Source organism: Collinsella tanakaei, from assembly GCF_030373545.1.
Lineage (GTDB): Bacteria > Actinomycetota > Coriobacteriia > Coriobacteriales > Coriobacteriaceae > Collinsella > Collinsella tanakaei_C.
In genome coordinates this window covers 269,126-285,556 of record NZ_JAUDCO010000001.1, presented here as the reverse complement: position 1 = coordinate 285,556, position 16,431 = coordinate 269,126, and the positions used below count along the sequence as shown (strand labels likewise).

The window sequence follows — 16,431 nt, the reverse complement described above, 5'->3', positions numbered from 1 at the left end:
CGCACCGCGGGCTTACACATTGCCTACAGTGCGTGAATGTCTAATTTTATCAGCAGCCTGCTGGCGGCCGTGCACTTGAAGCGATCGTCCAGGCGAATACCGCCAACCCACACAACGGCGCCACCTGGCGAGGTGCGCACCACCGGCACGTTCGCGCGCTCGGCTACCGGCACATGGGCGGCACCCAAGATGTCCGACAGCTTCTTGGACCGGCCGTGCATGCCCAGCGGACACATGATATCACCGGGAACGGGAGCATCGACCCACAGGCGGGCGTTGAGGACCTCGGCCGGCAGCGCAGAGGTGCCCTGCGAGAGCAGCTCCAGGTCGCGCTCGGCGTATCCCAGCGCGGCGGCGTCCACGTAGGCGGTTTGGGACGTGTTGGAAGGCGCCGGGCTGTCTGTCGGAGCGCTGTCGGGGGTCCCGCCCTGGTCGGCCGCCCCGTCCGACACGACACCGCCCGCGCGCACGAAGGCGATGGGGTCCACGCCGCGCGGCACGCGGACGATCTGCGACTCGATGACCATCTGGTTCGCCAGCGGCATTGATCCCGGAACGGGGAGCCATCCGGCAGCCAGGTGCTCGCGCGCCATCACGGTGCGCAGCGTGAACGTGCCAAACTCCATGCGCGCGTCGACCCCGCCCGGCAGGGTGAGCGACCCCTCCCCTGCCGCCACGCAGGCAAGCGCGGCCTCGACATGGCGCATCTCGAGACGCTCCTCGGGCGCGATCTGCTTGTAAGCCATGCGGATCATGCGGCGCGCGATGGCCACCTCGGCCGATGCCAGGCGCGCGGCGTCGAGCACCACCAGCCCGTCTTGCTCCCGGCGGATGCAGGTGCGCAGGGCGCGCGCGGCGAGCTGCGACATGAACGCGTCCTCATCGCCCAGGATATCGCAGGTCGACCCGATGGCTTGCTCCAGGTTGACGTTGCGCTCGGCGGCCACCGGAACGACGCGATGGCGGATGAAATTGCGCAGGTACGAGGTGTCCTTGTTGCTCTCGTCCTCCCGCCAGGCGATGCCCGCGACCTCCAGGTAGCGCGTAAGCTCGGCATGTGTCATGTCGAGCAGAGGCCTCACGATGATGTTGCGCCGGCGCGGGATGCTCGACAGGCCGGCGGGTCCCGAACCCTTGATGGCATTCATGAAGAAGGTCTCGGTGCGGTCGCTTGCTGTGTGCGCGGTGAGGATGCGTGCCACCGACCGGGGGGCGCCCGTTTGCTGGCAGAGCTCGCGCACGTAGCGCCGCGCCGCGGCATAGCGCACCTCGCGCGCCGCGGCTTCGAGATTTTGGCCGTTGAACTCCGAGAACGAGGCATGCTCCACGCACAGGGGAACACCGTAGCGCTCACACAGGTCGCGCACGAACTGTTCGTCGGCATCGGAGGCGGCCCCGCGCAGGTGGTGGTTGACGTGCAGCACGTGCAGGCGCTCGCGGGCGATGCGGGCGGGCCCGCGGCCGTCGCGCAAATTCAGTTTGGATGTGCACGCCATGACGAGCAGCGCCGTGGAGTCCGCGCCACCTGATACCATGAGCACCACGGGGGCAGCGGTCCGCGCGGCGTCGTCGCGGGAGCGCAGGTCTGCAGCTGCGCCGCTTTGCGCAAAGTGCTGTGCGACTGTGGGCATCTTGACCTCCTTGGGAACCGTTTCATTGTAGCCATTAGGGAGCCGGTAGGTTTGTCGGAACACAACGGATACGCCCTGCGCCTGCACGTGCTGGGCAGCGGATCGAAGGGCAACTGCGCGCTGATCGAGGGACCGCAGGGCCTCATCATGATCGACAACGGCTTTTCGCGGCGCGAGGTGCTTCGGCGCATGCACGAGCTGGGGCTCGACGAGCATGACGTCCGCGCCCTGCTGCTCACCCACGAGCACACCGACCACGTGAGCGGCATCAGCGTGTGGTGCCGGGCGTTTGACGTCGAGCTGTACGCGAGCATCGGCACACCCGAGACGCGCGCGTACCTGAACGAGCTCGATTTCTGCGAGTTCGTACCCGGCCTGCGCTTTGAAGTGGCGGGTGTCGACGTGCAGACCTTTGCGACCTCGCACGACGTGGTGAACCCCGTCGGTTTTCGGTTTGACTGCGGCGGCGACTCCATAGGCTACGCGACCGACACGGGCTGCCTGAGCGATTTCGCGCTCGATGCCTTGAGCGACGCGCGGGTCATCGCGCTCGAGAGCAACCACGACGTCCCCATGCTGAGAACCGGCTCCTACCCGCGCTACCTGCAGGACCGCATCATCTCGGATGCGGGGCACCTCTCCAACGACCAGGCAGCCGAAGCCGCCGAGCGCATTGTTGGGTCGCACACCGAGCAGCTTGTCGCCATGCATATCTCGCAGGAGAACAACCGCCCCAGCCTGGCGGTGCGCTCCTTTGCCGCCGCGCTGGGAGCCGAACTTGATGACGAACTCGGTTCCACCGCCACGCTCGCACGCGGCGGGAGTGGCTCCGACCTGCACATTCGTGCCGCCGGCCAAAACCGACCGATCACCATCGCCTAAATGGGTTGATTGGGGACGTGTTCCCTCCAACCCATTTTGGGTTGATTGGGGACGTGTTCCATCCAACCCATTTTGGGTTGATTGGGGACGTGTTCCATCCAACCCATTTTGACCGTCTTCTCCCCTGAGGAGCGGTACCCCCGTTTACGGTTCGGTTTTGAGGACGCCCTCTGAGTAGCCTGAAAAATGACAACGCCGCTACCTGCGGTTTCTGCGAGCCCGAAGGCTGGCGTACTCGGACACCCCTCGCAAAACCGAACCGTAAACGGGGGTAGTGATATTTCGGGCCGATAATGATAGGCAGGTTCATTTCTGGACAATCGGGGACAGGTTCATTTCAACCCATTCGCAACGAGGCGCGCCGTTCCCTCGGTCAGACCCCCTAAAGCGGAGCTCTCAAAACCATACCCCCGTTTAGGGGACGGTTTTGCCGTCACCCTCAGAGTAGCCCGAAAAAAGACAGAGCCATTACCTGCGGTTTCTGCGAGCCCGAAGGCTGGCGTACTCGGACACCCCTCGCAAAACCGAACTGTAAACGGGGGTAGTGGTATTCGGGTCGAAAATGCAGCGCCAAATGGGTTGAAACGAACACGTCCCCAAACAACCCCCCAACCAACCCAAAAGGAAGGGTCCGGGGTGAAACCCCGGACCCTTCCTTTGCTTCATATACGCAGGTAAAGCTAGTCAATCGCGATCTTGGTAACGTTCTTCTTCTCGACGATCTTCGGAACGGTGACGGTCAGGATGCCGTCGGCGTAGCGCGCGGACAGGCCCTCGGACGCCGCGTCCTTCAGATACACGCCGCGGGTCGCGCTGTAGGACGTGAACTCCTTCTGCAGGTAGTTCTTGCCCTTGTCCTCTTCCCTCTCCTCAACCTTGACGGAGATGGACAGACGACCCTCGTTGAGCTCGACATCGATGTCATCCTTGCTCACGCCGGTGAGATACGCCTTGATCTCGTAGCCGGTGCCGGTGTCCTCGACATCGATCGGGAACGCCTTGGTCGAAAGCGGGGTGGACGCCAGGTCCATCATGTCGTCAAACGCGTCGAGCAGCGACGTAGCGGGACGAAGACCGAAAACCGAACGATAAGGAACCATGCTTGCCATATCTATCACTCCTTTGGTGACGTGCCGCGCTCCCCTTCTGGGAGGCGAGGACTTCTTTGGTCGCTTGTAGTTATTCCCGCACGGACCGGCTCTATTCCGTGTTAGACAGATTTTTTAAGCGTCACACTATCATCAAATCTAAGTCCATTAGACTAAGATATCCAATCACTCGACACGCCCCTGCTTACGCCAAGCTGACTTTATGGACACTTCGTTTACAAACTCCCTACGCGTACACCATTCCTTAAATCTCGCTCGCAGGTACATCGCCCTGCGTACAATGGTCGTATATAGGGTTCTACGCAGGGATGTTCCATGGACGATCAGCTACAAGATCATCGCTCTTCTTCCCCACACGCCGCGCCTTCCGCCTATCGCGAGCGCCCGGCGTCGCCGCAGCAACCCCCTCAAGCGACTTCGGGTCGCCGTCACATGGGCGTCGCCACCAATGACCCCGACTATCTGCCTCCCGTAAATGCCGGCCGCCAAGGACACGCGCCCTTGCAGCCGGCACACCCCCGCTCCCAGAACCCCGGCACCCAAAACCTGCACTTTGAGCGCTATATCGAGACACCCACCTCGCGCAAGTCCATCTTCATCAGACGTGAGCAGGCGCAGCGCCGCACCCACCTGATCCTTGCCCTCGTGGCCATCGTCGTGGTGGTTGCCTTCTTGATCTGGTTCGTTTTCCTGCGTTAACCCCACCAACCACACAACAGCCCGACGCCGTGCACCGCGTCGGGCTGTCACCCATCTATACAAAGCAACCCGGTCCCCCTAAATCGGAATGGAGGGACCGGGTCTTTTATATGCCTCTGCGGAAAGGTCGGGATTTCCCGCAGCGACAACCGTGGTTACCTACTTTCGTAGGCAGGGAGGCCGAGGCAGCTCGGCCTCCCCTGTCGTTACTGCTGGTCGCTGTTGCGACGGCGCAGGAAGATGCCGCCGCCGATTAGCGCCATAGCCGCGAGCGCGCATCCACCGACCATGGCGATGGTGTTGTCGCCGGTCTGCGGGATGTTCTCCTCGGGCTTCGCAGGCTTCTCGGGCGTCACCGGCTCCTTCGGCTCCTCATAGGAGTTCTTGAAGGTCGGCAGCGCAGCCTCGCCGTTGTAGGTGAGCTCGGAGACATACAGCTTGCCCTTGTTGTCGTCGCTCACCACGACGTGAGCCGTGTAGGTGGTCTCGTCGTAGGTCACGCCGTCCTTCTGGATACCCTCGGTGGTGGCGTCGTCATCCTCGGGCAGAACCTCGGCGATCACGAAGTCGTACTCGCCCACGCTGCCGAAGCTCTGAACCGCATCAGCGAAGACGATCTGACCCGTCTCGTCGTTGGTGGCGGTGCCGAGTACGTTGCCCTCGGCGTCGCGCAGCTCAAACGTGAACTCGCCGTCCTTGACCGCGCGGCCCTCGAGCGCCTTGGCAGCGCCGAACGTCACCGAGGTGCCCTCGACGAAGTACGTGTTGACAAAGGTGGCCGTCGTCGCGTCGGCGCCGTCGGCGTCGGTCATGGTCCACTCAACGCTCAGGGTGCCGTCGTGGTTGTCGGTCACGTGAGCGGTCACCGTGTAGGACGTGTTCAGGTAGAGCACACCGTCCTTCTCGTATCCGCCGTCGACCGGTGTGGCGTCCTCGGGCACAACCTCGCTGAGCGTGTAGGTGTAGTCGCCCGCGCGGTCGAACGTGATCGACTCGAACGCCACGTTGCCGTCAGCGTCGTTGGTGGCGGTGTAGACCGTCTCCGGGTCGGCTTTGCTCACCAGCTGGAAGGTGAAGTCACCGGCAGCCAGCTCACGCGAGCCGCCCTGGCGATCCCAAACCTTGGTGAAGGTCAGGGCACCCTCGCCCGTCGGCGTGCTCTCCTCGGGCGTCACCGAGTAGGTGTTGTCGAACGTGAAGTCCATATTCTCGTCGGCATCGGTGTCGGCGGTCACCGCAGCGGAAACCGTGCCATCACCGTTGTCGGTCACCGTAACCTTAACGGTCTTGGAGCTACCGTCGTAGGTGATGCCCTTGATGGTGTCGCCAGCATGGGTCTCGCTGATGGTGTAGGTGAAGGTCTTGGTGCGTCCAGCGGTGTAGAGCTCGATGCCCTCGTCCTCGGCGGGTGCGGCCTCGCCGGCAACGACCTCGTCGGTGGTCTCGGACTCGGTTGCGGCCTCATCCGTGGTCTCGACCTCGGTGGCCTCGCCCTCAAGCTCGGCACCCTCGGTCTCGACAGCCTCATCGGTCTGCTCGGCGGCATCATCCTCGGTTACCGTCGTCTCATCGGCGGTATCGGTACCAAAGACGTTCTCCATGGTGTACTTGATCGGGCCGAAGCTAATGGCAGAGCCCTCGTTGGTAACCTTCGTGGTCTCAGGCATCGGAGCGCCGTCTTTACCGGTGATGGTGAACTCGAACATACCGCTCTCAAGCGCCGGAGCGACAGCTCCATCGATACCGGTCAGCGTCTTGTTACCGCCGAGCGTCACCTCAGCCGCTTCGCCCGTACCGTACGTGTTGACGAACTCCAGGCCGTTGGCGTCCGAGCCGTAATCAACGTCGATGGAAAGCTTGCCGGCACGATCGTCGGTCACCGTGATGGTCACGGAGCCCTTACCGTTCGTGATGCTGACGCCATCGGCGGTCGGCTCATCCTCGGAAACGCTGTACACGAAGGTGTAGACGTCCTCATCGCCCTCAGTGGCGAGCGAGGCGGTGCCGACCTCATCGGATCCGCCGTGGGCGGCCGCATAGAGGTTCTCGCTCGTGTAGGTGATCGTGTCGAAGGTGATGGAGCCGTCAGCGTTGTTACTGCCGGTGGCAACCTCGGTGTCGCCACTCGTCACCTTGAACGTGAACTCGCCGTCGTACTCAGCGATGTCGTCGTTCTTGAGCGTCTTGGTGGCAACGATGGTCGCGTCGCCATTGGCGCCCACGGTCACGTCGCCCGCGTCGTAGGTGTTGACGAAGGACACGGTGGCCTTCTGCGGATCAGCCGCGGTGCTGGTCACCGTCTGGCTGTAGCCATTCTTGCTGGACACATCCGTGGTCACACTCATGGTGCCGTCGCCCTTGTCGTCCGGCGTAATCTCAACCGTGAAGACATCGGAGTCGTAGGTATAGCCATCAGGCGCCGTGCCGGTCTCTTCGATGGTATAGGTGAACGTCTTGCCACTATCGGCACGATCGAACGTCACGTTGCCGAACGGGTTGCCGATCACGGACTGCGCCGTATCGGCGGCAGCCGCAGCGGACTTCAACTCGACCGTCTGACCACCGATCTTCCCGGCAGCGAGCTCGTCTGCCGCAGTCACCTTGAAGGTGAACTGGCCCTCGGTCATATCGCGGTTCTGAAGCATCTTGGTGATGTCGATACCACCCTGGCCGTTGGCGCCGTAGTCGAACGTGGAGTTGTAGGTGTTCTGGAAGGACACGGCGGCCACATCGTCAGTGGCGGGAACAGCCTCGTCGGTCTTCTCCACAGCAGCAACCAAGCCGCCGGTGCCATTGTCGGTCACGGTCACCCTGATGTTTACGGTGCGGCCATCGTAGGTGATGCCGTCCGCGTAGCCGCCCGTACCGAGCTCGCCGTCAGCGCCAGTCTCCTGCACCGTGTAGGTGTAGATACCCGTGCGCTCGTAGCTGATCTCGCCAAAGTCAATCGGAGCGACGCCGTTCTCGCCGGCCTTGACGGCACCGACCGTCACCTTCTTGATGCCATCCGCGGAATCGGCAGGCATCGGGACGGTCAGGTCCTCGACCGGGTTGCCCTCGAGGTCGGTGGCCGTACCAGGGGTCAGCGTGAAGGTGAACTCGTCACCCGCGGCCCACGAATTGTTCTCGTCGCGACCGGTCAGCTGCTTGGTCAGGTTGAAGGCAGACTCGGTACCCTCAGAAACCGTACCGGGATCAGTGCTGTAGGTGTTCGTGAACGCGAACAGAGTGTTAGCGTCAGCGATAATCGCACCTGTACGCTCGGCCCTGTCGGCCGTGTAGCCATCAGGCACCGTCTCGGTCACCTTGACCTGCGTTCCTGCAGGCAGGCCCTTCACGGTCGCACTGTCACCATGGTGCAGGTAGACCTTGGTGCCATCGGTGACGGAAGTGAGAGCATTGCCGTCCTTGTCGAACGCGCCCTCGATGGCGTACGTACCGGTCAGCGCGTTGTCCTTGGTGTCGGTCAGATTGACAGTGAACTCAAAGAGCTTCTTGGTGTCAATCTCGGTTCCCTCGGCCTCATCAACCTGGACGGTCTTAGAGATGGACATGGTACCGGTCTTAAGCGTGCCGGGCACCGTGTTGGTCTTGATAACCGGGCCGTCCTCGCCAACCTCAATGGTTGCCTGGTTATTGGCGCCCTCGGCCAGCGCGGTCTCGTTCACCACACCGCTGAAGTGCACCTCACCGCTCTGGCCAGCAGGCACGTTCTCGATGACCCAGGTGATGGTGCCATCGGCAAGCGTACCGCCGTCCTGGATGTCGTCCTGGGTCACCGTCAGACCCGCGGGAACCGGGTCGGTCACCGTGATGGTCGCCGGCTCGTCGGCATCATTGGTGTACTCGATGGTGTAGGTCAGGGTGTCTCCGACCTTGAGATCACCAGCATCGGCGTCCTCGCGATCGTTCTCGACGGACTTCTGCGGGACGTGGACCGTGGTCTCAACGCTCTGGTGCGGGTTGTTGTCACCAACCGTCACCTGCGCGGTGTTGGTCAGCTCGTCGGTCTGCAGCGCCTCGTCGTTGACGGTAACGCTGTAGGTAATGTCACCCTCCTGGGCAGCCTTGGCATTGATGGTCCAAGTGATCGTGCCGGCGTCGGCGTCGTAGACGCCCTCGCCGATGGAATCCTGGTCCAGGGTCACGCCAGCAGGCAGCTTGTCGACAACGGTCACAGTAGCATCCTGAGCGACGCCGGTCTCGTTAATCGCGTCGTTCACCCAGTGGATGGTGTACTCGAGCGTATCGCCCACGCCCACGAGCTTACCGTCGACGTCGGTCTTAACGTCCTCGTCAACGCGGTCGACCGTCTTGGTGTCGTCGTTCACCTTGTAGGTGTTGGTGAAGGCAGCAACGTTAGCAGCGGAAGCGGGATCAACCGCAGCGCCGTTGTCGTCCTTGGTCTTTTCGACGGTAGACACAATGACCAGCGTGCCATCAGGCGTGGCCTTATCGTTGACCGTCACCGTCACCTTGTACTCAGCCTCGGAGTAGTCAACGCCGTAGACGTTGCCCGCAACCTCAGTGATGGTATAGGTGTAACTCTTACCACGGTCGGCGTTGCCGTAAGCGATGTCGCCGAAGCTGCCCGTGGCCACTCCGTCGGCAAGCTCGTTCTTGGTCAGTGTGATGGTATCCACCACATCGCCCTGGTCGTTCTTAGGCATCGGAGCACCCTCAGAGCCAGTCAGCTTGAAGGTGAACACATCGTTGTCGGTCCACTCGTTGTTCTCACGGCCCGTGAAGGTCTTCTGAACATCGAGTACCGTCGCACCGTCGAGCGTACCCGCGGCAGTGTAGGTGTTGGTGAAGTCTACACGACCGGTGTTCTCGTACGGCACACCATCGCGCTCGATGGTAGCAGTGCGGTTCAGGACATGCTCGCCGCCCTGCTCAACGTCTTCGATCACGACGGTCACGACGTAGGTCGAGCTGTCCTTGGTAACGCCCGCCACCGTGCTGTCGCGCTCGGTGATGGTGTAGACATAGGTGCCCTCGTGCGTGTAGGTGGGAATGCCCGTGCCAAACGCATAGCTGTTGCCTGTCGCACTTCGCGAGGGGTTGATGGTGATGTTGTAGCTCAGCTCGCCGTCGGCCTCGGTGTAGTCGGCAACGGTGCCCGCCAGGTTGTCGAAGTTGAACTCCGGCAGATCGTCCTTGGCAACCCCATCAGCCTTCATCGTCACATCGAAGGTGAAGGTATCGCCCTGCTGCCAATTGCGGCCGCTCAGCGTCTTGTAAATCTGAATGCCGCCCGTAATCGTGCCGGCGTCGTACTTGTTGACGAAGTCGAGGCTACCCAAAGTCGCGGGATCATTCTCGGCATCGCCCGGGTTCACCAGAACGGCCTCGCCCTCGGCGGTGATCTCACCGGTTGCTAGGTCCTCGGTCACCGTGATGGTAACCGTGTACGTGCAGCCAGGATTCACGGCACTCACGCCAGCGGGCATATCGGTTTCGTTCTCGTACACGTTGTACTGGAACGCCTTGCTGATCTTGCCGTCGTTGTCGTCGTCGGTCACACCAGCCAGATCATCATGGTCGAAGGTGATGCTGCCGAAGCTGTAGTCGGCGGTATACGCCTGCGCGTCGGTGTTCGTATTCTTAACCGACACGACCTTGTAGCCGTTAGTGTCAGTCTCAACCGTCAGGTTGTCGGGCATCGGATTGGCTTCAGCCTGCGCACGCATGACGAACGTGAACTGATCGTCGGCCATCTGGAACGAACCAACGTTGTCCTCGACCGTCTTGTGGCCGCTCAGCATCTCGTCGGCTTCGAGACCAAAGGTGTAGGGCTTGCCCTCGAAGGTGTTGACGAACTCGACGGAGGCATCGTCCGTGCCCGGAGTCACCTTGGCCTGCAGCGTGCCGGAACCGTTATCGGTCACCTCAACGGTGATGGTACCGACGTGGCGGTCGTAAGTCATGCCGTTGACGGGCTCAGCGCCCTTCTCGGGCAGAGCGTCACCGTTGTGCTGCTTCTCGGTCACGTTGAAGGTGTACGTACCGGGCTCGGAGAACAGGTAAGTACCGGCGAACCAGAAGGTGCCGTTCTTGTCGTTCTTCTCATTAGCCGTGGCGGTGGCGCTCTCAAAGGCAACCGGCTCGGCATCCTCGGCCGCATCGACGGGGAGATACGTCACGTTATCCCACGAAGCGCGCTCGGACACGTCGCCCTTGGTCAGCTCGAAGCCGAAGGTCTCGCTGTCGAGCCAGTCGCGGCCGTCGATCATCTTTGTGCCTGCGAAGTTAGCCTCGCCGCCCTCGACGGTAGCCGTACCGGCCTTGTAGGTGTTCTCGAACTTGGCAGGACCGTCAACGGTAGCATGGAGCTTGCCGTCGTAGTTGCCGTCGGCATCGGTCTCAGACACGATCACCGTGATGGTTTGAGTGCTGTCATCGTAGGTCCAGCCAGCGGGATCGGCGGTCTCGTCGTGAGCCTCGTCCTCGGTCACGTTGAACTTATAGGTGCCGGGCTTGGTGAACGTTATCTCACCGAACTGAGCGCTGTGAGTATCGCCGTCGGCAAAGTTCTCGGTTACCGTGGTCTTGTCGGCGCCATTAGCGATCTCGATGGTGCTCCAATCGACACCCTCCTCCTCAACGGGGGTAAAAGTGAAGTGGAAGTCGGCATCGGTGGACCAACCCTTTACGGTCTTCTCGACCGTCAGGGCCTCCTCGGCGTCGCCGCCGATGGTGACGGTGCCGTGATCGTAGCTATTGGTGAAGGTCTGGTTCCGGCTGCTCGGATTCACACTCTGGATGTGGAGCTTGCCGTCGTAGAGCGGCTGGCCCTCGTCCTCGGCATGCGCCGGGTTCTCGTCGGTCACGACAACGGTGTACTGGCGCGTACTGGTGTCGTACTTCCAGCCAGCGGGCCAGTTGTCCTCGGCGCCCTCGCCCTGAGCCTCGTTCTCAATCACGTCAAAGGTGTAGGTACCGGCCTTATCAAAGGTCAGCGTGCCAAAGAGCGCCTCGGCCGTCGTGCCAGCGGCGACCTCATCGGCAGTGAAGTTGTGGTCCACCTTGGTGGTGGCAATCATGTTGCCCTCACCATCTTCGGTCACACCACCAACCTTGGAGCCCTCGGGCTGGCCGGTCAGCACGAGCGTGAAGTTGAAGTCGGCATCCGTCGGCGCACCAGTAACCTTCTTGGTCACCTTGAGACCAGTATCGGTACCCTCGGTCAGCTCGGCCTCGTCAGGCGTATAGGTGTTCTTGAACGCAACGGTCGCAACGGTGCTGCCCTCGGTTGCCTGGTCATCCCAGGTCGCAACCTCGCCAACCTGCTCGCCGTCGGCGTTCTTCACCGTGGTCTCGGTGTGCATGGTGCCGTCGTTGTCGTCGACAACCTTGATCTCGACAGTATACACGTTGGCGTCGTAGTCAACGTTGGCCAGATCGCCCTTGGTTTCGGCAACGGTGTAGATGAAGGTCTTGCCGGCGTCATCCTGATCGAACGTGATGCCGCGCAGTTTGCTCATGACGTTGGCAACGCCGTCGTTGGCACCGCCGTTGCTGAAGTTCTCATCAGCCTCGGCGAGCTTGTTGTCCGTCAAAGCAGGATTGCCCTCAACATTTGCCGCGGTAATCGTGAAGCTGAACTCGCCGTCGAGCATGTCGCGACCGGTGAGCGTCTTGCTCACGTTCAGGCCGCCCGCAGTAGTAGTGCCATAGTTGAAGCTGGACTCATACTCGTTCACGAACTCGTTGCTCGCGCGATTGTCGAAAGTACCGTAGTCAGTGGAAGCAACAAGCCTGTTGTTGTCCTTGTCGTACGTAACGTCAACCGTCACGGTGCACTTGTGGTTGTCATACGTCATGCCACCAAGAGCATCCTCGCCGGTGGGCACGTTCTCGGAGATGGTGAACGTGTACACACCAACATGGTTGAACGTGATGTCGCCGAAGGTGAATGCAGTCTTGTCACCCTTCTGGGCGCCGGTCACGCGGGCGGTCATGTCATCAGCATCAGGCAGCACAATCCAGCTGTCCTCAGCAGGCGTCGTGCCGTCAACGCCGTCGGTGTACTCGAGTGTGAAGTCGTAGCTCTCGCCCTCGACCATGTCACGGCCGGTAATGGTCTTGGTACCGCCCAGAGCGGTGTCGCCGGCCAGCTTAGCCGACTCGGGAGTATAGCTGTTCTCGAACACGACGTCAGCAGCGTTGCGATTGGCAATCGCATTGATGACGGCAACGTTGCCGTCTTGAGCCTCGGTCACAGTAACCGTGACGTACTCGGTGTCGCCGTCATAGGTCATCTTGTCGTTGTCGCCAGCAACCTCGGTGATTGCATACACGTAGGTTTTGTCCACGTCGTTGCCGTCGTAGGTCATCTCACCAAAGTTGAAGACCTGGGCACCGCCACTCAAGGTAACGGTCTTGCTCGTACCCTGAGCATCGGCGGGCATGGGAACGTCAGCCGCAGAGATGGGATAGACCGTTTCCCCAGCACCCGGTTCGCCAGGTTTCTCATCGGACGGATAGCCGCCGACAGCAGTGAGTGTGAAGTCGAACGTCCAGTCGGCAAGCTCCGTTGCGCCAGTAGCATCAGTGAAGCGCTTCGTGCCGCCGAGGTTCGCAGTACCGCCCTCGTCGCTCGTGCGATAGGTGTTAGTAAACGCGGCGGTGTGCGTTTCGATGGCGGGGCCATTCTCGACGTTGGTGCCCGCATCGTCCATGATCTGCGTCATGGTGGAGGTGGCGGTCATGGTGCCGTCGCCATTGTCCTCAACATCAACCAAGACACGATAGCGTGCGCGGGAGTAGGTGACGCCCGTCAGCGCATCCTCGGTGGGAACGACCTCGGAGATGATGTAGACGTACTGACCCGGCGTGCTGTAGGAAATGTTGCCGAAGCTCGCGCCAGCATCCTTGTTGGTGCTGTCAATCGTAACGGTAGTCTTCTCCGGCATAGGAGCGTTGGGTGTCGACTGGCCGGCAGCAATCCTGAACGTGAAGGAGTCACCCTCACGCCAATCGCGATTGCTCAGCGTCTTGGACACCTTGAGGTCGGTGGAACCGGTCAGCTCGGTGGACTGCAGCGTGTAGGTGTTGGTCACCGTAGTGCTGGAGGTCTTATTGATTTCAATCGTACCCTTGGCGTTGTCGTCATACGCGGTGGTGAAGCCATCGCCCGGGGCGGTCTCCGTCACCTCGTACGTAGCGCCGGCGTCAAGGCCGTAGATGTACAGCGTCTCGCCGTGCTTAATCGACTGGGTAGCCTTACCGTTCGTGAAGGTGATGTCAAAGTAGCCATTGGTCGGGTTGGACACCACGGCACCCTGGGCATTCTTGACCTGCGCCTTGTACGTGCCGGAAACAGGCCGGTTGTCCTCGCCGGTCAGCGTGATGTTGATGGCGTAGTCCTTCTTCTGGGTGTAAGCCGACGCATCAAAGCCGGTGTTGCCGTACTGGTCACCGAAGGCAACGTTCTTGCTCACGGCAAGCGTGCCGGGCAGCTCGAGGGCCAGGCGACCATTGTTGCCCATGCGGGCGGAGATGACGGAGACGTTGTCGCCATTATCGTCCTGAATAACGGTCCATGTCGGGTTCAGAGTGTCCTTGGCAGTCTCGGTCGGGTTGCCATCATCGCCCTTGACGGCATACAGGTCGTCGATCTTATCCTCGTTGTGGGTCTGCGGGGGCAGATAAGCGCCCGAGGCCGTGTATTTCACGCTGTCACGAATGTCGCTCGTGGACAGAGGGATGTACTCCGTCTTCTCCTCGGCAACAGGAATCTGCTCACCAGTCTCGGGGTCCTCCACCGTCTTATCGGTCTGAACCCAGTAGGTGTCCTTGTAGTAAACGGTGTTGTCACCATTGATGAAGCTGCGATCGGCCTGCGCATCGGAACCGTCATTGCTCGTGTACAGCGGCGTATTGGCCGTGAAGTAGTAGAAGCGGTTGCCGTTGCTCGGCTTGAAGGTCGCGGTCGTATCGCCGACAAAACCGTCACCATTGCTGTTGGTATAGAGGTTCGAGTAGAACTCGACACCCGTACCGTCCTCGTTGGTGTTGTTCTTGACATAGTCGCTCGTGTAGATGGCGCTCGACGGGTCGGCCAGCTGCTCGGCAGCCTCCGCCTTCACCTGAACGCTATAGAAAAGGCGCACGGGATAGGTCGAGGAGACGGTCATGGTGCCGTTCTCGGTATCCACCTCGTAGTTGCGCATCGGAATCAGGTCGGCAGGGATGACAGCCTCAACAAGATCGCCCTTGGCGGGGTCATCGTAGTGCGTGACCTTAATCTGGAGACCGCTCAGGTTAGCGACCCTATCTCCATACGCCTCATTGGCATGAACCGTACCGGAGAACGGATAGGTATACACCACGCCGCCCTCGATGTTCTGCGACGTACGGTTCCCACTCGTAAAGGTCTGGTCCGCATAGACGATCTGCATCGTATTGCCGGCAACCTCCATATAGGCGCCGAGCTCATCGTTGAACGTCAGGTTGCCAGGGTTGGTCTCTCCCTCGGTGGTCACATCTTCAATAGGCGAACCGGAGGCGTTGTCTTGACCAATGGACGTGGTGATGTCCTGGAAAACCTGATCGAGCTGAGCGGCGTCCTCAGCAGCATAGTAATACTGCGGAACCTCCGTGCTTCCCTCGGGAGCAGGGGTGCGGGTGCCAAGATCAAGGCTACCCCAATCCGCATCTCCCCACCAACCAGTGGCGGTTGCATCCTTGTAGTTACTCGAAACACCATGGAGGTAGCGGTTGAGATTAGTCGTCGTATTGTCGGGGTTGGCACCGTCCACCACACCGATAGTGTAGATGGTCGTACCCGCCGCCTTCATGTCGTGTGCCAGGTTAACAGACGTGGCTGCGACGCTATCGCTCCAGCCGCTGCTGTGGTTGGGCTGACCGTCGGTAAAGAAAATCAGAACCTTCTTGGCCTCGGCGCGTGCGCCAACGTAGGTTCCGCTTCCCTCATTGTCATCATACCGGCCAGCTTCATACGTTCCACCATCAAACACGTGCTGCGCCATCGTAAGACCGTAGTCAGACGCAGTCGCACCGCCCGCATTGATGGAGTCAATGCCGTCTTTCAGGTCGGCCGCGTTGGTGGAGAAGTCAGACATAACCTGGGTGTAGTTGTATTCCCCATTACCACCGGCACCCCTGTTGTTACCAATCGTGTAGTGATAGCTATCGTCAGCATACTTCACGATGGCGATGCGATGCTGCTCGCCGCCCTCGGGAATTGCCTCATTCATTGTGTTGACCGAGTCGATGAACTGATTAGCCGCGCTCTTCAGCGAATCCATCTTGGACACGGTCTGATAGGTATAGAACTGAACATGATCAGGATTCGAGTCAGATGCGGATGTCTTGGGAGTTACATAGTGGGTCTCCGCCCACATACCAAAACCGGTTTGGTAATACCACCCCTGCCTCCTAGAATATTCCACCTCGTGCCACTCACCATCAACGTTGACGTAGTAGCTGCGATTGGTAGAAATGCTATAAGTCTCGGTGTATGCCCCGCCCATCGGATCGTCCATAGAACCGGACACGTCGAGGACGAGGACGATGTCGAGGGGCGTGGTCGTGGTGGTGACAGTCTTTAGGTTGGAAGTTGAGGAGAGGGCGGAGAGGCCGACGAGGAAGTCAGAGCCTTTGGCCTTGGTGATGGTGTCTTCGATGGATCCCTGGAACTTATAAGAATCGGTAAAGACCGACTTGTCAGTCCAGATGCGACCGATGTTCTGGGTGGACACCTGACCGTCCTGCGTGAGAACGGTGTTCCAGTCGTTCGTCGAGTCACGGTCGGCAACGGCCGAGTTCTCAACCGTATCACCCACAGCACGCGTCTGCGCCGCGTTGCTACCGGTGACCGCGGCGACGAGGTTATCCCTCACCGTGTCGACCGCGTTGCGGACTGCGGGAACCGTCGCGTAGGCGCTCACGGCGACTACGCAGGTCGCGACCAGCGCGACCAGTGCGGCTACAGGCTTTTTGAGCCTCTTGGTGGTTACTCGCTCGGAGCAACCTCCACCCGTTGCATTGTTCTTGAAGTGCCGACCCATCTCAACCATCCTTCTCTACTGCTGCAATTAAGCTGCATTTCCCGACCGAAGATGCCGTTTTCGCACGGGGCA

At 60.7% G+C, this 16,431-nt stretch carries 5 protein-coding genes; 2 read left to right on the top strand and 3 right to left on the bottom strand.

Annotated elements, in window-relative coordinates; genetic code table 11:
* Positions 1–23: 23 nt before the first annotated feature.
* Positions 24–1,631, bottom strand: a complete 1,608-nt coding sequence (gene tilS / locus QUW00_RS01085) for a tRNA lysidine(34) synthetase TilS (RefSeq protein WP_289612554.1) — start codon at positions 1,629–1,631, stop codon at positions 24–26.
* A 51-nt stretch (positions 1,632–1,682) separates the two neighbouring features.
* Here tilS and QUW00_RS01080 point away from each other — a divergent pair, with 51 nt between their 5' ends.
* Positions 1,683–2,513 (top strand): MBL fold metallo-hydrolase, encoded by an 831-nt coding sequence (locus QUW00_RS01080; RefSeq protein ID WP_289612553.1) that lies wholly within the window; start codon positions 1,683–1,685, stop codon positions 2,511–2,513.
* A 680-nt stretch (positions 2,514–3,193) separates the two neighbouring features.
* Here the strand turns inward: QUW00_RS01080 and QUW00_RS01075 are convergent.
* Positions 3,194–3,622 carry an Hsp20/alpha crystallin family protein gene (locus tag QUW00_RS01075; protein WP_289612552.1) on the bottom strand — a complete coding sequence of 143 codons (429 nt, stop codon included), beginning with the start codon at positions 3,620–3,622 and terminating at the stop codon, positions 3,194–3,196.
* Positions 3,623–3,937: 315 nt separating this feature from the next.
* On the opposite strand from QUW00_RS01075, the gene QUW00_RS01070 reads away from it, so the two are divergent.
* A complete protein-coding gene (locus QUW00_RS01070) occupies positions 3,938–4,321 on the top strand; it encodes a hypothetical protein (protein ID WP_289612551.1) in 384 nt (127 codons plus the stop codon).
* Between the two features lie 206 nt (positions 4,322–4,527).
* On the opposite strand, the gene QUW00_RS01065 is transcribed toward QUW00_RS01070, so the two are convergent.
* Positions 4,528–16,359, bottom strand: a complete 11,832-nt coding sequence (locus QUW00_RS01065) for a Spy0128 family protein (protein ID WP_289612550.1) — start codon at positions 16,357–16,359, stop codon at positions 4,528–4,530.
* Between the last annotated feature and the right edge of the window lie 72 nt (positions 16,360–16,431).